Annotated in this window: 17 protein-coding genes; 14 read left to right on the top strand and 3 right to left on the bottom strand. The window is 48.2% G+C overall.

Translation table 11 applies throughout. The features are described 5' to 3' along the window. The first annotated feature begins 36 nt into the window (after window positions 1–36). Window positions 37–1,509, top strand: a complete 1,473-nt coding sequence (locus tag HGT70_RS11765) for a M16 family metallopeptidase (RefSeq protein ID WP_214195942.1) — start codon at window positions 37–39, stop codon at window positions 1,507–1,509. On the opposite strand, the gene ppiC is transcribed toward HGT70_RS11765, so the two are convergent. Next, window positions 1,506–1,787 carry a peptidylprolyl isomerase PpiC gene (gene ppiC / locus HGT70_RS11760; protein WP_214195940.1) on the bottom strand — a complete coding sequence of 94 codons (282 nt, stop codon included), beginning with the start codon at window positions 1,785–1,787 and terminating at the stop codon, window positions 1,506–1,508. The two genes, HGT70_RS11765 and ppiC, sit on opposite strands and share 4 nt — an antisense overlap. A gap of 81 nt (window positions 1,788–1,868) precedes the next feature. On the opposite strand from ppiC, the gene rep reads away from it, so the two are divergent. Then, the gene (gene rep / locus HGT70_RS11755; RefSeq protein WP_214195938.1) at window positions 1,869–3,890 is read left to right on the top strand and encodes a DNA helicase Rep; all 2,022 of its coding nucleotides are present in this window, start codon (window positions 1,869–1,871) and stop codon (window positions 3,888–3,890) included. On the opposite strand, the gene gppA is transcribed toward rep, so the two are convergent. Together gppA and rhlB are read right to left on the bottom strand one after the other, a co-directional pair. Then, entirely contained in the window at window positions 3,887–5,374 is a 1,488-nt protein-coding gene (gene gppA, locus HGT70_RS11750) for a guanosine-5'-triphosphate,3'-diphosphate diphosphatase (protein WP_214195937.1), read from the bottom strand. The two genes, rep and gppA, sit on opposite strands and share 4 nt — an antisense overlap. Window positions 5,375–5,379: 5 nt before the next feature. Next, on the bottom strand, window positions 5,380–6,675 hold the full coding sequence (rhlB, locus tag HGT70_RS11745; RefSeq protein ID WP_071432591.1) for an ATP-dependent RNA helicase RhlB: 1,296 nt from the start codon (window positions 6,673–6,675) through the stop codon (window positions 5,380–5,382). 116 nt (window positions 6,676–6,791) lie between these two features. On the opposite strand from rhlB, the gene trxA reads away from it, so the two are divergent. The 12 genes from trxA (at window position 6,792) to wecG (ending at window position 19,564) form a co-directional block, all read left to right on the top strand. Next, the gene (gene trxA / locus HGT70_RS11740) at window positions 6,792–7,124 is read left to right on the top strand and encodes a thioredoxin TrxA (protein WP_071432589.1); all 333 of its coding nucleotides are present in this window, start codon (window positions 6,792–6,794) and stop codon (window positions 7,122–7,124) included. 323 nt (window positions 7,125–7,447) lie between these two features. After that, window positions 7,448–8,707 carry a transcription termination factor Rho gene (gene rho, locus HGT70_RS11735; RefSeq protein ID WP_071432587.1) on the top strand — a complete coding sequence of 420 codons (1,260 nt, stop codon included), beginning with the start codon at window positions 7,448–7,450 and terminating at the stop codon, window positions 8,705–8,707. 164 nt (window positions 8,708–8,871) lie between these two features. Further along, the gene (wecA, locus tag HGT70_RS11730; protein ID WP_214195936.1) at window positions 8,872–9,963 is read left to right on the top strand and encodes a UDP-N-acetylglucosamine--undecaprenyl-phosphate N-acetylglucosaminephosphotransferase; all 1,092 of its coding nucleotides are present in this window, start codon (window positions 8,872–8,874) and stop codon (window positions 9,961–9,963) included. A 3-nt stretch (window positions 9,964–9,966) separates the two neighbouring features. Next, window positions 9,967–10,923, top strand: a complete 957-nt coding sequence (locus tag HGT70_RS11725; protein ID WP_214195935.1) for a Wzz/FepE/Etk N-terminal domain-containing protein — start codon at window positions 9,967–9,969, stop codon at window positions 10,921–10,923. A gap of 6 nt (window positions 10,924–10,929) precedes the next feature. After that, window positions 10,930–12,066, top strand: a complete 1,137-nt coding sequence (wecB, locus tag HGT70_RS11720; protein ID WP_071432583.1) for a non-hydrolyzing UDP-N-acetylglucosamine 2-epimerase — start codon at window positions 10,930–10,932, stop codon at window positions 12,064–12,066. Continuing rightward, window positions 12,056–13,330 carry a UDP-N-acetyl-D-mannosamine dehydrogenase gene (wecC, locus tag HGT70_RS11715; protein ID WP_214195934.1) on the top strand — a complete coding sequence of 425 codons (1,275 nt, stop codon included), beginning with the start codon at window positions 12,056–12,058 and terminating at the stop codon, window positions 13,328–13,330. The genes wecB and wecC overlap by 11 nt, the downstream gene beginning before the upstream one ends. Continuing rightward, window positions 13,320–14,015 carry a dTDP-4-amino-4,6-dideoxy-D-galactose acyltransferase gene (rffC, locus tag HGT70_RS11710; RefSeq protein WP_241569670.1) on the top strand — a complete coding sequence of 232 codons (696 nt, stop codon included), beginning with the start codon at window positions 13,320–13,322 and terminating at the stop codon, window positions 14,013–14,015. Before wecC ends, rffC begins: the two co-directional genes overlap by 11 nt. Continuing rightward, a complete protein-coding gene (rffA, locus tag HGT70_RS11705) occupies window positions 14,002–15,132 on the top strand; it encodes a dTDP-4-amino-4,6-dideoxygalactose transaminase (protein WP_071432576.1) in 1,131 nt (376 codons plus the stop codon). The genes rffC and rffA overlap by 14 nt, the downstream gene beginning before the upstream one ends. Next, complete coding sequence (wzxE, locus tag HGT70_RS11700; RefSeq protein WP_071432575.1) at window positions 15,132–16,379, top strand: lipid III flippase WzxE; 1,248 nt, start codon at window positions 15,132–15,134, stop codon at window positions 16,377–16,379. The genes rffA and wzxE overlap by 1 nt, the downstream gene beginning before the upstream one ends. Then, the gene (gene wecF / locus HGT70_RS11695) at window positions 16,379–17,452 is read left to right on the top strand and encodes a TDP-N-acetylfucosamine:lipid II N-acetylfucosaminyltransferase (protein ID WP_214195932.1); all 1,074 of its coding nucleotides are present in this window, start codon (window positions 16,379–16,381) and stop codon (window positions 17,450–17,452) included. The genes wzxE and wecF overlap by 1 nt, the downstream gene beginning before the upstream one ends. Further along, complete coding sequence (wzyE, locus tag HGT70_RS11690) at window positions 17,449–18,828, top strand: ECA oligosaccharide polymerase (protein WP_214195930.1); 1,380 nt, start codon at window positions 17,449–17,451, stop codon at window positions 18,826–18,828. Before wecF ends, wzyE begins: the two co-directional genes overlap by 4 nt. Continuing rightward, entirely contained in the window at window positions 18,821–19,564 is a 744-nt protein-coding gene (gene wecG, locus HGT70_RS11685) for a lipopolysaccharide N-acetylmannosaminouronosyltransferase (RefSeq protein WP_321207504.1), read from the top strand. The genes wzyE and wecG overlap by 8 nt, the downstream gene beginning before the upstream one ends. Window positions 19,565–19,626 lie beyond the last annotated feature (62 nt).

Raw genomic sequence — 19,626 nt, 5'->3', positions numbered from 1 at the left:
ACAGTCCTATTCTCACTATTAATCCTAGAGGTCCTCATGCCGGGCATTAAATCGCTGCTCTGGGTTGGCGGAGTGCTATTTTCAGCGTTTAGCTTCTCCGTTAACGCAGAACCTTTACATCCTGATCCGGCTTGGCAACAAGGTCAGTTGAGTAACGGTTTTAGTTGGCAAGTGCTGACTACTCCCCAGCGTCCTTCAGACCGTGTTGAATTACGGTTGGTCGTTAATTCAGGCTCTTTAAGTGAAACGCCTTCACAGCGTGGATTCAGTCATCTCATTGCTCGCTTAGCGATGGTGCACAACGCCGCGTTAACGCCTGATCAGCAACGTACGCTTTGGCATGCCGATATGTCAAAATCAGGTGTATTACCGCCGGTTATTACGTCGTACAATTATACGCAGTACAACTTAAGCTTACCTATCAACCGGCCGGACTTAATCAAGTCGGCACTAGAGTGGCTAGCGGCGACCGCTGGTGATATGCAAGTTACGTCCACTACGGTCTCGACAGCACTCAAGGCTTCTGACCCGACGGCGACCTGGCCTGATAATACGCAAGATTCTTTATGGCGTTACCGTCTACAAAATTCTGCATTACTTAACCATGATCCCAGTGAACAGCCAAGTGCGTTAACTAATACACAGCCACTGCTCCAGTACTACCACCAATGGTATACGCCGGATGCGATGACCCTCTATATCGTTGGCAATGTCGAAAATAGGGCGATCATTGAACAGATTTCTAAAACCTTTGGTGTACTAAAAGGAAAAAGAAAGGTACCAACGCCGGTTCCTGTGCTTTCCCCTCTCTCTTCTCAACCCATCAGTGTCGTGGACAATGGCCTACGAACCCCGCGCTTGGTGATGAATTGGGATGCTATGTGGTTGCCTGTTCAAGACTCACAAAGCCTAGAGCATTACTGGCTTTCTGACCTCACCCGTGAAGCGCTATATTGGCACTTACAAAGTGGTATCGAGCTAAAGCAGGCAGAGATTGAACCGGTCGATTTACAATGTCAGATCCTCTTTGCGCGTGCGCAATGTGGGCTAAAAATCGATGCACAAGGGGATAACTTATCGAAGCAATTAGCAGCGGTAGGGCATGAAATGGTTAAGCTACGTGATCAGGGCCTGACACAAGCTGAATTCGACCAATTACTCGCGAAGAAAACCACCGAACTTAATGGGCTCTTTGCGACCTATGCCCGCACGCCGACTGATATGTTGATGATGCAACGCTTACGGTCTCAGCAAAACTCGATGGTTGATATCGCCCCTGAGCAATATCAGAAGTTACGCCAAGAATTTCTCGCTAGCTTGACGCTTGAAGCGGTAAACCATGAATTGCATCAGCAACTCTCTCAACCCGCTAGCCTAGTTTTGTTACATCCAGAGACTGCTCAGGGGCCTACCGTTGAGCAGTTACAAGCGGAATATAACGATGTGATCGCCGATGGCGAGGAAAGTCCAAGTGAGGCGACGGGCACGTCTTTGGCTCAAGGGCATTAATTACGCCATAACACCTTGATGATATGGTAACCAAAAGCGGTTTTTATCGGTCCGTATGGCGTTAATAACGGGCAGGTAAAAGCTGCTTTATCAAAAGCAGGCACCATCTGTCCCCGTCGAAACTCGCCAAGATCGCCACCCTGTTTAGCGGAGGGGCAGGTTGAATGTTTCTTTGCGAGTGTCTGAAAGTGCGCACCTTGCTGTAACGCCGTCAGTAACGTTTCCGCTTGTGCCTTCTGTTTAACTAATATATGTAACGCGGCTGCAGTTTTAGCCATGATATTTTTTCCTAACCATCGTAAGTGTATACTTACCGCCCTATATACCACTTTCTTCACAGTTCATTGAGCGATTTTTTTATGCGTCTTAATCCCAGCCAGCAGCACGCGGTTGAAGCCGTGACCGGTCCTTGCTTAGTTTTAGCTGGTGCGGGTTCAGGTAAAACACGTGTTATTACTAACAAAATCGCTTGGTTAATTAGGCAGAGCGGCTATCAAGCACGGCATATTGCCGCGGTGACTTTTACCAACAAAGCGGCACGAGAAATGAAAGAGCGTGTCGCACAAACCCTTGGGCGCAAAGAAGCGCGCGGGTTACAAATATCTACGTTCCATACCCTAGGTCTGGAAATTATTAAACGTGAAGTTAAAGCACTAGGTATGAAAGCTAACTTTTCGTTATTCGATGATCAAGACCAACTCGCGTTATTGAAAGATCTCACTCAACCTTGGTTACAAGAAGATAAAGATCTCCTTCAGCAACTGACGTCAACGATTTCCAATTGGAAAAACGACTTAATCGATCCAATGCAGGCCGCAGCCATCGCTCGTTCGGAGCGTGACCAACTTTTTGCGAAGTGCTACCACTTATACGATCAGCATTTGCGCGCGTGTAATGTGCTGGATTTCGATGATCTCATTCTTAAGCCCACCTTATTGTTACGTGACAATGAGGAGGTACGTGATCGCTGGCAACAACGGATTCGTTACCTCTTAGTCGATGAATATCAAGATACCAATACCAGCCAGTATCAATTAGTGAAGTTGCTCGTTGGCGCCCGGGCACGCTTTACCGTAGTGGGCGATGATGATCAGTCTATTTATTCTTGGCGCGGTGCGCGGCCGCAGAACCTCGTGCTACTTAAAGAGGATTTTCCCCAGCTCGAAGTGATTAAACTTGAGCAAAATTATCGCTCCTCTCAGCGGATCTTACGGGCTGCAAATATTTTAATTGCCAATAATCCGCATGTCTTTGAGAAGAAGTTGTTTTCTCAGCTTGGTGAGGGTGAGACCTTAAAAGTGATCCATACCAATAATGAGGATCATGAGGCTGAACGCGTGGCCGGAGAGCTGATTGCGCACCATTTTATCAACAAAACACAGTATGGTGATTACGCCATTCTCTATCGAGGCAATCATCAATCACGGGTGTTCGAAAAGCTACTGATGCAGAACCGTATTCCTTACCGTATTTCCGGGGGGAATTCCTTCTTTTCTCGCCCCGAAATTAAAGATGTGTTGGCCTATCTTCGTGTAATGACTAACGTCGATGACGACAGCGCCTTCTTACGGATTGTGAATACTCCACGCCGTGAAATTGGGTCAGCGACTTTACAGAAGCTAGGAGAGTGGGCCAATCTCCGTAATAAGAGCCTATTTCGGGCGAGTTTCGATCTCGGCTTGGCGGAAACGCTATCAGGTCGCGGGCTAAAGAGCCTACAAGGCTTTACCGAGTGGTTCTCCTCAATCATCCAGCTCAGTGAGCGTGAACCCCTTACCGCAGTCAGGGATCTGATCCGTGGTATCGACTACGAGAGTTGGTTATATGAGAGCTCGGCGAGTACCAAGGCCGCGGAGATGCGGATGAAGAACGTCAATATGCTATTTCAGTGGATGACAGAAATGCTTTCTGGTTCAGAGTTAGACGAGCCAATGACGTTAACACAGGTCGTTACTCGCTTTACCCTACGCGATATGATGGAGCGGGGGGAAAGTGAGGAAGAGCTTGACCAGGTACAGCTAATGACGCTACATGCGTCGAAAGGCCTTGAATTCCCTTATGTCTACTTGGTTGGGATGGAGGAGGGTCTGCTACCGCATCAGAGTAGTATTGACGAAAACAACATCGATGAAGAGCGGCGATTAGCCTATGTTGGGATCACTCGAGCGCAAAAAGAGCTTACATTCACTTTATGTCGGGAACGTCGGCAATATGGCGAGATTAATCGCCCAGAACCGAGCCGTTTTCTACTTGAGTTACCCCAAGACGACCTTCACTACGAAGAGCAGAAAAAAGCGCTAAGCAGTGAAGAAAGAATGATTAAAAGCCAGAGTCGAGTCGCGGGTTTGCGCGATATGCTTAATCGCTCTAAAAACAATTAGAGACTAAGCGTAAAAGCCCAATGAACGTAACTTTGTAAATGCTCTTCCTGCTGTAAGAGTTCTAAGCGATAGGGATGGCTCTGTGCCCATTCCTTGTTGAGATGTAATATTAAATGGTTACCTTCTCCCGACAGGCGAAAGGTATTCACATCGACAGGGGAACGGGTACTGCAAAGTATAATCGCTAAACGGAAGAGCCGACAGAGCTGCTCTGCTTGCTGTAAGGGTAGCGCGCTCTGCTGGCTAAGGCTTGGTAGGTCAATATTACCCTTTTGGTTGGCAATAATCGCGGCGACCAGCTGCTTCTGAGCAGGAGTGAAGCCGGGTAGCTCTAGCTGCCTGATGAGATAGGCGCTATTTTCAGTCCCATGACGATAATTGATGGCTAATCCTAACTCATGTAACGCAGCAGCACTAAATAAAAGCTGCTGGCAGTATTCGCTAAGCGGCCAGTGACCCGTGACTTGTTGCAGTAATATCGAACAGGTTGCTTTGACTCTCTCTGCTTGCTCAACATCTATCGCGAAACGTTGCTGGGTAGTCTCCAGTGTCCGTTTACGGATATCTTTATCGACGGGTAGGGTGATCATCCCATAGATCAAGCCTTCTCGCAGAGCGCCTCCCGCTAAGCTCATCCGTGTGATAGAAAGCTCATGGAAAATAGCCAACAGGATCGACAAACCGCTTGGGAAGACGAGCGCACGTTCGAGAGTTAGGCCGTCTATCTCAAGCTCCTCCAACTTTCCGCATTGGATGGCGCGTTGTTTGAGTTGCTCAAGCTTAGCAAGCGTAATCTGCTCATCCATGCCCTGGGCAACCATGATCTCTTGTAAGGCTTGTACTGTTCCGGATGCTCCGACACAGATCTGCCACCCTTTAGCGATCAATGTTTGTTTGACTTTACTAATTTCCGCTCTCGCCGCCGCCTGCGCACGATCAAAATTTTCTTGCGTGAGGTAGCGGTCGGTAAAGTAGCGTTCCAGCCAAGTTACACAGCCCATGGATAGGCTAAATAGCGCCGTCGATTCAGTGCCGATACCGGTCACTAATTCGGTGCTACCTCCACCAATATCCACGACTAAGCGCTGGTCAGGCCCACTCGTAGTTTGCGCTACACCTTGGTAGATCAGCTGAGCTTCTTTTTCGCCGGAAATAACCTCGATCGGTAAACCCAATATAGCGCGCGCACGGATAAGAAAATCTTCCGCATTGCTGGCAATTCGCAACGTTGCAGTCGCCACCGCGCGAATTTGTGTCAGCGGGACGTGTTCAAGCTGCTCGGCGAATAAGGCTAGGCAATGTAGCCCGCGCTGCATTGCCTCTTCAGAGAGCCGATTGCTCGAATCTAACCCTGCCGCTAAACGGACTTTACGTTTTATCCTGGCCACCGTTTGGAGTGACCCTGAAATCTCGCGCACCACCAACAGGTGAAAACTGTTTGAACCCAAATCAATGGCAGCATGGAGTGATGATGCGCTTCGCATGGTGGTTAGCCTGTACGTTTGTTGCGGTTATTGTTACGTGGCTGGTTACCACGGCGATTACTGTTATTCCCACGACGCTGATTGTTTTGGGAACGCGGACGAGGAAAACGCTTAGGTGCCGGGAGATCGGTCAATAGGGCATCACTGTTGTATTTACTTACAGGGATATTGTGACCAATGTACTCCTCGATACCAGGAAGGTTTAAGGAAAACTCTTCACAGGCCAAGCTGATCGAATTTCCGCTCGCACCCGCGCGCCCCGTACGGCCAATGCGGTGCACATAGTCTTCTCGATCATCAGGGAGATCGTAGTTGAAAACGTGTGTCACTTCCGGGATATGTAAGCCGCGCGCCGCGACGTCAGTTGCCACGAGGATGTCGATATTACCTTGCGTGAAATCTTCAAGGATACGTAGACGTTTTTTCTGTGGAACATCGCCGGTTAATAGCCCGACACGGTGTCCATCGGCGACAAGGTGGCCCCAAATATCTTCGCAGCGATATTTTGTGTTAGCGAATATGACTGCCCGATCTGGCCACTCTTCTTCGATTAGCGTTTGCAATAAGCGCATTTTTTCTTCGTTAGAAGGATAAAATAGCTCTTCTTTAATACGATGGCCGGTTTTTTGTTCAGGCTCGACTTCTACATACTCAGCGTTATGCATATGCTCGAAAGCCAGTTCACGCACACGGTAAGACAGCGTGGCCGAGAACAGCATGCTCAAACGTTGCGTTGCCGGTGGCATTTTACGAATTAGCCAACGAATATCTTTGATAAACCCAAGATCAAACATACGATCGGCTTCATCAAGAACCAATACTTGTAATCCACCTAAATCGACGTGGTTTTGTTTGACGTAATCAATGATGCGGCCTGTCGTCCCGATAAGAATATCGACACCTTGGGCGAGCACTTTTAACTGTTTGTCGTAGCCATCGCCGCCATAGGCAAGGCCGATTTTTATACCAGTTTCCTGCGCTAATGGCTCTGCATCAGCATGAATTTGAACCGCTAATTCACGCGTCGGTGCCATGATCAAGGCGCGGGGTTGGTTGACTTGACGCGCTTCGGTAGCAGGTCGAGTTAAGAGATAATGAAACGTTGACGTTAGGAACGCCATCGTTTTTCCGGTACCGGTTTGCGCCTGACCTGCGATGTCATGCCCAGCAAGAGCATAAGGCAATGTTAACGCTTGGATAGGCGTACATTGCGTAAAGCCTTTGGTATCAAGGGCTTTAATCACCAGAGGGTGCAGGGCGAAGTCGGAAAACTTCTTTTCTGTTAAGTGTGTTTTGCTCATAGTGTGGTAGAATATCAGCTTATTGGCGCTTTACGAAAGCGTATAAATTGAAATAAAGTTAACTATATTGATTTTATAGAAGCCGATTCACCAGGCATAAATTTGTGGAGCCAACTATGAGCAGCGAAAAAATTGTTCACCTAACCGACAGTAGCTTTGATACTGATGTACTTAAAGCTGAAGGCGTTACCCTGGTCGATTTCTGGGCTGAGTGGTGTGGTCCTTGTAAAATGATTGCCCCAATCCTCGATGAAATCGCCGACGAATACGAAGGCAAACTGACTATCGCGAAACTCAATATCGACGATAATCCAGAGACTGCGCCTAAGTATGGTATTCGCGGTATCCCTACTTTACTGCTTTTCAAAGCAGGCGAAGTCATCGCGACCAAAGTAGGTGCATTATCTAAAGGCCAGCTGAAAGAGTTTTTAAACGCTAACCTCGGTTAATACTCTCTGAGATGCCAGTGATGGTTTATTTTTGTGCTATCACTGGACGTCTCTTGAGTGACATGCTAAGTTATTATTACTGCATTACGATCTTACCTGTAGTCAGAATCTAGATTCCTCATCAAACGTGTTGTCCATCATCGAGTTTTAACAGGTTTGGTAACATCAGTGGAATCTCCACTTTAATAAATAATGCAGCCTCATCGCTTTCTGCGAATGACCAAGGCTGATACTAAACGATATTATCGATAACAGGCGTGGGACAGTTCCGACCACTCATGACTAACATTCCAAGAAGTACCCCAAGTCAAGAATCCATCACTATGAATCTTACCGAATTAAAAAATACTCCAGTGTCTGAATTAATTTCACTGGGTGAAAATATGGGGTTAGAAAACCTCGCGCGCATGCGTAAACAAGACATTATTTTCGCCATACTGAAACAGCATGCGAAAAGTGGCGAAGACATCTTTGGTGATGGTGCGCTGGAAATATTGCAGGATGGATTTGGTTTCCTCCGTTCCGCAGACAGTTCCTACCTCGCCGGCCCCGATGATATCTACGTTTCTCCAAGTCAAATTCGACGTTTCAACCTTCGTACAGGCGACACCATCGCCGGCAAAATCCGTCCGCCTAAAGAAGGTGAACGTTATTTCGCGCTACTGAAAGTTAATGAAGTTAATTTCGACAAGCCTGAAAACGCCCGTAATAAAATCCTATTTGAAAACTTAACACCTCTGCACGCGAATAGTCGCTTACGCATGGAGCGGGGGAATGGTTCGACAGAAGACTTAACGGCTCGCGTATTAGATTTAGCGTCGCCGATTGGTCGTGGCCAACGTGGATTGATCGTGGCACCGCCTAAAGCGGGTAAAACGATGTTGCTGCAGAATATTGCGCAAAGTATCGCTTACAACCACCCAGACTGCGTCCTGATGGTTCTACTGATCGACGAACGTCCAGAAGAAGTCACCGAGATGCAACGTTTGGTTAAAGGCGAAGTTATTGCCTCGACTTTCGACGAACCGGCTTCTCGCCACGTCCAAGTCGCCGAGATGGTTATCGAAAAAGCTAAACGCTTGGTTGAGCATAAGAAAGACGTCATCATCCTATTGGACTCAATCACACGTCTGGCTCGTGCTTACAACACCGTTGTCCCTGCCTCAGGTAAAGTATTGACCGGTGGTGTTGATGCAAATGCTCTACACCGTCCGAAGCGCTTCTTCGGTGCTGCACGTAACGTAGAAGAAGGTGGTAGCCTCACTATCATCGCGACTGCTTTGGTCGATACCGGATCTAAGATGGATGAAGTCATCTACGAAGAGTTCAAAGGTACCGGCAACATGGAACTTCACCTCTCACGTAAAATTGCTGAAAAGCGTGTATTCCCTGCTATTGATTACAATCGCTCAGGAACACGTAAAGAAGAGTTACTCACGTCTTCGGAAGAATTACAGAAAATGTGGATTTTACGTAAGATTATTCACCCGATGGGTGAAATCGATGCGATGGAATTCCTTATCAATAAGTTAGCGATGACAAAAACGAACGACGAATTTTTTGATATGATGAAACGTTCGTAATTCTGAGAAGCTAAACAAAGCGTTTAGCGCAGATTTATTGTAAAGTTAAGAAACGTCACGTGTTTACGTGGCGTTTTTTTTTTAATGCATATAGCATTAACGTCCTGAAATGGATTTACTCCGCACGTGTTACGATAGAGAGCTTGAATGTGAATGTGCTCAATATGAGTGTTGAATTAGGACTGACGTTTCTCTTTTCATTGATTTTCCTTTTTTTGGCGCGCAAGGTTGCTAAAAAAGTGGGTCTAGTGGACAAGCCTAATTTCAGAAAGCGGCATCAAGGAGCGGTACCTCTAGTCGGAGGCATCTCCGTCTTTGCTGGCGTGTGCTTTGCGTTTCTTATTACCAATTACTATCAACCTCATGACATGCTATTCCTCGCGTGCGCAGGGGTATTGGTGTTCGTCGGTATGATCGATGATAAATTCGATATCAGCGTTAAAATCAGGGCATCGGTACAAGCGGCCATCGCTATCATCATGATGGTGGTTGCTAATCTCTATCTTCATTCATTAGGTTTCATACTGGGCCCTATTGAACTACGTGTCGGGCCTTTCGGTTATGTCATCACCCTGTTTGCCGTATGGGCGGCGATCAACGCCTTTAATATGGTCGATGGTATCGATGGGCTGCTCGGTGGGCTTTCTTGCGTCACGTTCGGTGCACTCGGACTGATCCTCTATAATCAAGGTCAACCAAGTCTCGCATTTTGGTGTTTTGCCCTGATTGCCGCCATCCTCCCTTACATACTATTAAATCTGGGTATTTTGGGCCGTCGCTATAAAGTGTTTATGGGCGATGCCGGCAGCACAATGATCGGCTTTACCATCATTTGGATACTGCTGGATGCTAGTCAGGGAGAGCAACATCCGCTACGGCCGGTCACCGCATTATGGCTGATCGCTATCCCATTAATGGATATGGTAGCCATCATGTACCGTCGTCTGCGTAAAGGTCAAAGTCCTTTCACTGCAGACCGTCAGCATATCCATCACTTGATTATGCGAGCGGGTTTTACCTCGCGCCAGGCCTTTGTTCTGATCACGTTAGCTGCTGCTCTATTGGCGGCGATTGGTGTGATGGGCGAATTTTTCGATTTCATTCCAGAATGGTTCATGATGCTGCTCTTTCTCGTGGCATTTTTTGTTTACGGGTATTGCTTAAAGCATGCTTGGCGCGTCTCGCGCCGTATTCGGCGTAATAAGCGGGCATGGCAACTACGCTGTAAAGCGCGTGATGGACAAATAAAGGATTAACTCATGCATTCTTCTGCTATCGATAACGAACTTGATGTGAAAAACTGTCTTCAACGCCTCTGGCACGGAAAGCGCTGGTTAGGATTGGGGCTGTTCTTAGGTCTGGTATTAGCGTGGGCGTATACGTTGGTAGCCCCCCAAAAATGGGTGACTGTGGCGCAAGTCACACGGCCGGATTTGACAAAGATAGCCGACTATTACCAAGAGTTATCAAAACTGAGTCAACTCAGCACATATTCTGAGCCCGCGGCTGATGGCGATACACTTAACATAGATACTGTTATAGACGCTGTGTACCAACAGTTCTTACAACAGCTTGCCTCGGTGGATAATCGTCGTCGGTTCTGGCTGCAGCAAGCGAGTAAGGATGGAGGGAAAACGCTCACTCCGCTATTACTCGATCGTGAAATTACCAGTATGCAGTTTACTGCGGGAGATAAACTGCATGGCACGGTGGATACCATAACGCTAACTGCAGATAGCGCCGCGAAGGGGAGCCAGCTTCTCACTCGATATTTGACCTTCACGGGTCAACAAGTCGCCAGCCAAGTTCAGCAGGATCTGTTAGCCACGTGGCAAGCACAAGTGGCAAAAGTAGAACAACAAATTACCTTTGAAAAAGCGGCTAACCAAGCAGCGTACGACCAACAAGTTCATCAGCTCAGAAGCGAAGCGGCACAATCGGCAGATAGCCAGACTAAGGCTGCTATCGCTATTTTGGAGCAGACCGGCCCCGTTGCGTCAGAGGGCCTGTTACATGACCAAGCCCGCTTAGCGGTACTCCTCGCCGGGCCTAAACCGATCAAGTCCTTCACCAGCTGGTCATATTTACAATCACCAGAACCCCCTATTAGCCGACAAAGCCCTCGTTTATCGCTACTGCTAGTGATGTGGGGATTAGTGGGAATTATTATCGGTGCAGGTATCGCCCTGACTCGGCATACAAAGAAAAAGGAATAGCACAGCGTGAAGGTATTAACAGTCTTTGGTACTCGACCTGAAGCAATAAAAATGGCGCCGCTCGTCCAAGCGTTACAAAATACCCCAGAAATCGAGTCTCGACTCTGTGTTACCGCGCAACACCGTGAAATGCTAGATCAAGTATTACAGGTCTTTCAACTGCGCCCAGATTACGACTTAAACATTATGCAGCCGGGGCAATCGCTCAGCGATATTACGAGTCGGATCCTGAAAGGAATGGCAGATCTTTTTCAGCATTACCAACCCGATTTAGTTCTAGTCCATGGCGATACGACGACGACACTAGCGGTCAGTTTAGCGGCTTATTATCACCAAATAAAAGTTGGTCATATTGAAGCAGGGTTACGAACCGGTAATCTCTTCTCGCCGTGGCCTGAAGAAGGTAACCGTAAGGTCGCGACCCATCTCGCCTACTGGCATTTTGCGCCAACGGACCATGCGAAACGGAATTTATTGACTGAGAATATCAGTGAACAATCGATAACTGTCACCGGCAATACCGTCATTGATGCACTGTTATGGGTACGGGATAAAATTATCGACGATACGCATTTAGAGCAAAGCCTTGCAGCGGAATTTCCTTACTTAACTCAAGACCGCCGAATGATCTTGGTCACCGGTCATCGACGTGAAAGCTTTGGCGGCGGCTTTGAACGCATTTGCCAAGCCTTAGTCGCCTTAGCGAAACGCTATCCGCTCGTTGATATTGTTTATCCTGTGCACATGAATCCCAATGTACGCGAACCGGTAGAACGCTTATTACAAGGTGTGGATAATATTCATCTAATCCAACCCAAAGAGTATCTACCTTTCGTGTGGCTGATGAATCGCGCTTATCTGGTCCTCACCGACTCAGGTGGCATTCAAGAAGAAGCGCCATCCCTAGGGAAACCGGTATTAGTGATGCGTGATACAACAGAGCGTCCGGAGGCGGTCGAGGCAGGTAGCGTTCGGTTAGTGGGGACAGATAGCGCGACGATTATTGAACAGGCGTCACGACTGCTGGACGATGAACAGGCGTGGCACGCGATGAGCCAAGTGAAAAATCCCTACGGTACCGGGCAAAGTTGCCAGAAAATTGTCGAATTTATTAAACACTCATGGGTTGAGCATGCACACTAAAACTGTCTCTATTTTTGGCCTTGGCTATATAGGTTTACCCACTGCTGCGATCCTTGCAGAAACGGGATGCCATGTGATAGGCGTTGATATCAATCCCATTGCAGTAGACACCATCAATCGCGGTGATATTCATATCGTCGAGCCTGAACTGGCTGCGGTAGTCGCACGTAATGTAGCAGAAGGGCGCTTACGGGCGACGTTAACCCCGGAACCCGCGGATGCTTTTCTTATTACCGTACCGACGCCTTTTGAGGCCGATCATCAGCCGGATCTGAGCTATGTTAAAAACGCGACTTTGGCGATCGCACCACAATTAAAAGCGGGTGATCTCGTTATTTTAGAATCGACCTCTCCAGTCGGGGCGACCGAACAGGTCGCGGCGTGGATTGCAGAGCTACGGCCTGAGCTTCAGGTTCCCGGTCATAGTGAGCATCCTAATATCGCAATCGCCTACTGCCCAGAACGTGTGTTACCTGGCAAAGTGATGGCCGAGTTGGTCAGTAACGATCGCGTTGTAGGGGGGATCACTCCGCAGTGTTCGGCGAAAGCCTCTGAACTCTATCAACTCTTTTTACAAGGTCAGTGTGTAACAACGAATGCACGTACGGCGGAGATGTGTAAGCTCACCGAAAATAGTTTCCGCGATGTCAATATCGCCTTTGCGAACGAGCTTTCTCTCATTTGCCACTCGCTTAATATCGATGTGTGGGAGTTGATTCGTTTGGCCAACCATCACCCGCGAGTGAATATTCTGCAACCGGGTCCGGGCGTGGGGGGGCACTGTATCGCGGTCGATCCTTGGTTTATCGTCTCTCAGTCGCCGGAATTAGCGAGGCTGATTCGTACGGCGCGCGAAGTCAACGATAGTAAGCCATTCTGGGTACTCGATCAGGTTAAAAAGGCGCTGGCCGATTGCCTGATGGCGAACGGAAAGAAAGCGGCGGATATTCGTATCGCTTGCTTCGGTCTCGCGTTTAAACCCGATATCGACGATCTCCGTGAAAGCCCCGCTATGCAGGTTGCCGGATTGATCAGCGACTGGCATCAGGGTGAAACATTACTGGTTGAACCACATATTCGCCAGTTACCCCCGAAATTTATTAATAAAGCCTCTTTGGTGAGTACCGAGCAGGCGCTTGAGCAGGCAGATATCCTCGTGCTGCTCACCGACCACCAGGCCTTTAAAGACTTAGACTACGCTCAATTCACTACCGATTTCGTGATCGATACCCGCGGGGCTTGGGGCAAAAAGAGTGGGAGTTAAGGAGCTCGCGTGGGAGAGTGCCTTCTTTGCACAACGAATTGGTAAGGTCGACCTCTCTCAGCTCGATACCCTTACGTCGGCGGAAGCTAACGCCTGGGATCTGGTTCAAGCCAAAGTCGCGAGCGCGGATTATCACAGCCTCGATGCACTGAGCCGCCAAGATTTCGCGTTGGTTGAAGGGGAAGCCGAATTAGTCATCGCCCTCGGTGAGACGATGCGGCAACCTGGGATCCGTGTTGCGCGATCTTCTCATATTGAGGCACTACGCCAATTGGCAGGCCCTTTATTTACCGAGAGTCGGTTTCGCGCACCATGGTTTGATCAAGATCTGACTCAACAGTTTTATGCTCAGTGGATCGACAATGCTGTACAAGGCATCTTCGACCATCAATGCCTGATTAGCGTCGATCAGCAAGGGGCGATTGCGGGCTTCGTTAGCCTACGAGAAGTCGATGAGGGCGCGCGGATTGGGCTACTCGGCGTGGCGAATACCCATCGAGGCGCCGGTGTTGGTCGTCAATTATTATTGGCTGCGGCAGATTGGGCGCGTAGCAAAGGGCTTACCGAACTGCATATCACGACCCAACTGAGCAACCTCGCCGCGATGCGTCTCTATTTACGTCACGGCGCTCGCCTAACATCTACGAGCTATTGGCTCTATAGGAAAAGAGATGATTCCGTTTAATGCACCGCCGATAACAGGAAGTGAAGCTGACTACATGCGTTCCGCAATGGAGAGCGGTAAGTTATGCGGAGATGGTGGTTTCACCCGTCGTGTTCAACAGTGGTTTGAGCAACGTTGTCAGGTGCCAAAGGTATTATTGACCCCCTCTTGCACAGCTTCCCTTGAGATGGCGGCTTTATTAATCGATATCCAGCCAGGCGATGAAGTGATCATGCCTAGCTATACCTTTGTTTCTACCGCGAATGCTTTTGTCCTGCGTGGTGCAAAAATTATTTTCGTGGATATTCGTCCCGATACGATGAATATTGATGAAACGCTGATTGAAGCCGCGATCACCAGCAAGACACGCGCCATTGTCCCGGTGCACTACGCTGGGGTAGCGTGCGACATGGATCAGATCATGGCGCTAGCGGATAAATATCAACTCTACGTAATCGAAGATGCCGCTCAAGGGGTGATGAGTACATGGAAAGGGCGAGCGTTAGGAGCGATTGGGCATATTGGTTGCTTTAGTTTTCATGAGACGAAAAACTATACGGCGGGTGGCGAAGGTGGAGCGACGTTGATCAATGACCCTAAATTGATCGAACGTGCGGAAATTATTCGCGAAAAAGGCACCAACCGTAGCCAATTTTTCCGCGGACAAGTCGATAAATATACGTGGCGGGACTTGGGATCGAGTTACCTCATGTCCGATCTACAAGCTGCCTATCTGTGGGGGCAACTGGAACACGCTGACGTGATCAATCAGCGGCGTTTAGAGTTATGGCAGCGCTACTACGAGGCATTACAGCCGTTGGCTGAACAGGGGCGGATTACCTTACCGACGTTACCAGAGTCCTGTCAGCATAATGCACATATGTTTTATCTCAAATTACGAGACCAAGCGGATCGCGATCGTCTGATTGCCTGGCTCAAAGAAGCAGAGATCCTGAGCGTCTTTCACTATATCCCACTACATAGCTCGCCAGCAGGCCTGCAATTCGGTGAATTTAATGGCGAAGACCGTTACACGACGCTAGAAAGTGAACGATTACTACGGATACCGATGTATTTCAATTTGACTAATAACCAGCAAAAAATTGTCATCGGGTCGCTACTGAGCTTCTTTTCCTAATGTCGTTTGCTCGAGCCTCACTATGGACCGCGAGTTCTACGCTAATTAAGATCCTCGGTGGTCTCGTTATCGTCAAGTTACTCGCCGTGACTTATGGCCCTGAGGGGATTGGGTTAGCCAGTAATTATCGGCAATTGATCACCGTGCTCAGCGTCATGGCAGGGGCGGGGATCTTTAATGGCGTAACACGCTATGTTGCGCAGTATCAAGACGACTCGCAGCAGTTGCGACAGCTTTCGGCTACCTCGTCCTCCCTAGTCCTAGGGACGGGGCTGCTTATTGCCTTCCTACTCCTAGTCTGTGCCGAGCCGATCAGCCAAGGATTATTTGGTGATCGACGCTTTGCCAACGTCATACGCTGTCTCGCTTTTCTACAGTGCGGTATCGGTTGGGCGAACCTCTTACAAGCAAAACTAAAAGGGATTAAGGATGCACGGAGTAATGCCTTAACGATTATCGTTGGCAGCCTATTAGCGATCCCCGGTTATCTAGCTTGTTGGGCGGTAGGTGGTTATGCAGGAGCGTTGATTGGTTTGGCCGTCGTACCGTCCATTGCATTACTGCCTGCTCTCTTTTTCTACCACCGACGAGCTGACAACTTATTAGGGCCGTTACTTCCGGGATGGGATAAGGCGATGGCCGCTCGTTTACTGAAGTATACTGTGATGACGGGAATTACCGCTGTAACGCTACCTGTCGCTTGGGTAGTGATGCGTCATCAGTTGGCGAGCCATAGCGACTGGCAAGCGGTCGGGTTATGGCAAGGGGTAGCGAGTGTTTCCGATGCCTATCTACAATTTATTACAGCGACCTTCAGTGTATGGCTGCTACCTGCCTTAAGCCGATTGCAAGAGAAAAGGGCTATTGCCGCAGAGATCAAGCGAACGCTATTGCGTGTGATTCCGGTAGTGATGGTGTTGAGTTTTGCGGTGTGGCTAGTGCGCGATCTCGTGATCATCACACTCTTTTCGTCGAAGTTTATGCCCATGCGCGATCTTTTTGCCTGGCAACTTCCGGGGGATGTTTGTAAAGTCGCCGCTTATGTCTTCGGTTATCTGGTTATCGCACGTGGCAGTTTACGCGCCTACCTCTTGACCGAGTTAACACAATTTATTCTCTTATTAGTGACCAGCCATTGGTTAATTGCCGAACATGGCGTATTGGGAGCGGTACAAGCTTACTGTGTCACCTATGGCTGTTACCTGTTTTTAGTTATTGCAGCATTCTTTTATTGGTATCGAAAATAATGGCGATCATTCATGTACTGGGATCGGATATTCCTCACCATAACACAACGTTATTAACGTTTTTTGATCGGGTATTGGCGACTGAATTACCCAGTTCACAAAGAAGACAATTTATTGTAGTGAGTCAAGATACCGCTATCGTTGAGCAATTTCCAAATCTCAGCATCGAGTGTTTTGCAACTAAGCAACACTTGGCTCAGCGGATAATGGGCATCGCTAAAGACCGGCAAACGGTATTCTTCTGTCACGGTCAATTTAATGCATATCTATGGCTGGCTTTACTCACTGGTAGGGTCAAGAAACATCAGTTTCATTGGCATATCTGGGGCGCAGACCTCTATGAAGCGTCACAGGCGCTGAAATTTAAAATGTTCTACGCCTTACGGCGTCGTGCACAAGGCCGGATTGCTGGCGTCTACGCGACGCTTGGTGACCTGAGTGTTTATCATCAAAGATATCCCAAGGTCCCGAGCCATAAACTGTATTTTCCCACCAAGATGTCTGCTACAGAGCTACCTAAGACGGCGACCGTACAGCCTCTAACGATTTTGTTGGGCAACTCTGGCGATCCGACTAATAAGCATTGCCAAGCGTTAACGCAAATTGCGCAACAGTTTGGTCAACAGGTGAAAATTATTATCCCAATGGGCTATCCGCAAAATAACCAGCAGTATATTGCTAGTGTACAGACACAGGCGGCACAGCTATTTGAGGCAGACCAGGTTGAGATCTTAACCGAAAAATTAGATTTCGAGGCCTATTTGAAGGTCGTCGCACAGTGTAACTTGGGTTATTTTATTTTTGCGCGCCAACAAGGTATCGGTACGCTTAGCGTATTGATCGATAATAATATTCCCTTCGTTATCAGCCGAAAAAACCCCTTCTGGCGAGATCTCGCCGAGCAACAATTACCGGTTTTATTCGATGAAGACTCCCTTGATCACGATGTGATCCAACATGCTCGTCAACAACTCATCGACCACGACAAAACCGGCATTGAGTTTTTCTCTCCCGCCTACCTAAGGGGTTGGCGCGAAGTATTACAGAATTTGGAAGGCAGGGAGGCAAAATGACGGGTGGTCAGTTTATGGGTTTGGCCTTAGTGTATGGACTTTCTCTGTGCTTCATCTTAACGGTAATGGTGAAAGAATTTCGGCGTGAGCGCTTCAATTTCCATTTATTTTTCTCTTTACTCTTCGTACTGACATTTTATTTTGGGTTCCCCCTGACCTCCATATTGGTGTTTGGTTTTCAGGAGGCTGTCGTTGATCCGCTCTATCTGCTACAAGCCTTATTGTCAGCAACGGGTTTTTATGCGATCTACTATGTTACTTATAAAGTTCGATTAACCCGCAAGCCGCCGGCACCCATAACCGGTTTTTTCTCCATGACTCGTCTGGAGACGCTTATTTTCTCCGGGCTGCTCGTGTTAGTGGCATTAGTGAGTTTGGGGATCTTTTTTGCGCATAATGGATTACTATTATTTAAGTTGACGTCTTATAGCCAAATATTTTCTAGTCAGGTAGCGGGCGTCGCGTTGAAGCGCTTCTTCTACTTTTTTATCCCCGGCATGTTAGTCATTTATTTTTTAAATCCGACTTGGCGGCGATGGTTTTTTTTCCTCTTTACCACGGTGGCCTTCGGGCTTATCACTTATATGGTGGTAGGGGGAACACGTGCCAATATTATTATTGCCTTCGCGCTCTTCTTGTTTATTGGCATCAGTCGTCGATGGATCACGCTTTCGATGTTACTTGGTGCCGGTGCCATGTCAATCGTGGGGATGTTTTGGTTAGCGTTACGTCGCTATAACTTAAATGTGGCTGGCCCGGAGGCATGGTACACCTTTCTCTATCTGACTCGTGACACCTTCTCGCCATGGGAAAATCTGGGGCTTATCTTCAGCCATTATTCACAGCTCGATTTTCAGGGGCCGGCGCCCTTATGGCGTGATTTCTATGTTTTTATCCCTAGTTGGCTATGGCCGGATCGCCCCTCAGCAATATTGAATAGCGCTAATTATTTCACGTGGGAAATTCTAGATAATCACTCGGGATTAGCGATTTCCCCAACCCTGATCGGTTCTTTATTAGTGATGGGGGGCGTGTGGGCATTGGTGCCTGGTGCACTCTTAGTGGGTCTGATTATTAAAGGTTTTGATAGCCTCTATTATCGAGCGCAGCAAGAATCCAATCGCTATACCGCCGCGCTAATTAATAGTTTTTGTTTTGGTGCTGTCTTTAATATGATCGTTCTCGCGCGTGAAGGACTCGATGCATTCGGCTCCAGAGTTGTTTTTTTCGCGATTATTTTTATCCTGTGTCTGGCTATCACTAAGCTTCTATTTCGGTTTCTTCAGCGAGCAGGACTCGTGAAAACGCGGTCTCAGACAACTCTTTTATCGTCAATGAATCATCTCTACTCAGAACATAAGGATATCCGTGAGTAATCATCAGATAACGCGCCCTTGTTTTACCATTCGGCAGATCCCTGTGTATGGGTTTGCATCGATGGAGGCTTTCATCGATTTTTTATTGCCGAATCATCATGTTCATACTGGGCGTCTTATCGCATTGAATGCTGAGAAGGTATTAACCTCTGAGCAGAATGAACAGTTACAGCAGATTTTAATGAGTGGGGGGATTAATTACCCCGATGGGATTAGCGTCGTTCGTTCAATTCGTAAGAAGTACCCCGATAGCCAAGTGGTACGTATCGCCGGAGCTGATCTATGGCAGTCCTTGATGCAGCGAGCGGGGGACTTAGCCATACCCGTCTACTTGGTCGGGAGTCAGTCTCAGGTTCTGGAGCAAACGTCAGAAAAGCTGCAACGACAGTGGCACGTGCCGATAGTGGGTCAACAAGATGGCTATTTTACCGAGTCAGACGTTGAAAGCGTGATACAGCATATCAAGGCTAGTCGGGCGAAAGTGGTTACCGTTGCGATGGGATCCCCGCGACAAGAGCTGTTCATCCAGCGCTGTTACGAGTCTTACCCTGACGCACTCTACATGGGGGTAGGCGGTACCTACGATGTCTTTATCGGTAAGGTAAAGCGCGCGCCACTGGTCTGGCAAAAATTAGGGCTAGAGTGGCTGTATAGATTGATAAAGCAACCTTCGCGGTTAAAGCGTCAATTAAAACTCTTGAAGTACCAAGGTTACCACTGGCGTGGCGAACTTTAAGCCAAAAAGTACCGCGAGTGCTGAAACTTCACACAAACTGCACAAAGCGTAAGCAAACAGAA

The organism is Rosenbergiella collisarenosi (genome assembly GCF_018494085.1).
Taxonomy (GTDB): Bacteria; Pseudomonadota; Gammaproteobacteria; order Enterobacterales; family Enterobacteriaceae; genus Rosenbergiella; species Rosenbergiella collisarenosi.
Note: the sequence above shows the minus strand (reverse complement) of the source record. Positions and strands in the feature narration are given on the sequence as shown.

Bases quoted from the DNA above. Each gene is read 5' to 3' on its own strand.
- wecC (WP_214195934.1), top strand. From the start codon at position 12,056: ATGCACACTAAAACTGTCTCTATTTTTGGCCTTGGCTATATAGGTTTA.
- wecF (WP_214195932.1), top strand. From the start codon at position 16,379: ATGGCGATCATTCATGTACTGGGATCGGATATTCCTCACCATAACACA.
- rho (WP_071432587.1), top strand. From the start codon at position 7,448: ATGAATCTTACCGAATTAAAAAATACTCCAGTGTCTGAATTAATTTCA.
- gppA (WP_214195937.1), bottom strand. From the start codon at position 5,374: ATGCGAAGCGCATCATCACTCCATGCTGCCATTGATTTGGGTTCAAAC.
- wzxE (WP_071432575.1), top strand. From the start codon at position 15,132: ATGTCGTTTGCTCGAGCCTCACTATGGACCGCGAGTTCTACGCTAATT.
- rhlB (WP_071432591.1), bottom strand. From the start codon at position 6,675: ATGAGCAAAACACACTTAACAGAAAAGAAGTTTTCCGACTTCGCCCTG.
- HGT70_RS11725 (WP_214195935.1), top strand. From the start codon at position 9,967: ATGCATTCTTCTGCTATCGATAACGAACTTGATGTGAAAAACTGTCTT.
- rep (WP_214195938.1), top strand. From the start codon at position 1,869: ATGCGTCTTAATCCCAGCCAGCAGCACGCGGTTGAAGCCGTGACCGGT.
- ppiC (WP_214195940.1), bottom strand. From the start codon at position 1,787: ATGGCTAAAACTGCAGCCGCGTTACATATATTAGTTAAACAGAAGGCA.
- HGT70_RS11765 (WP_214195942.1), top strand. From the start codon at position 37: ATGCCGGGCATTAAATCGCTGCTCTGGGTTGGCGGAGTGCTATTTTCA.
- wzyE (WP_214195930.1), top strand. From the start codon at position 17,449: ATGACGGGTGGTCAGTTTATGGGTTTGGCCTTAGTGTATGGACTTTCT.
- rffA (WP_071432576.1), top strand. From the start codon at position 14,002: ATGATTCCGTTTAATGCACCGCCGATAACAGGAAGTGAAGCTGACTAC.
- trxA (WP_071432589.1), top strand. From the start codon at position 6,792: ATGAGCAGCGAAAAAATTGTTCACCTAACCGACAGTAGCTTTGATACT.
- wecA (WP_214195936.1), top strand. From the start codon at position 8,872: ATGAGTGTTGAATTAGGACTGACGTTTCTCTTTTCATTGATTTTCCTT.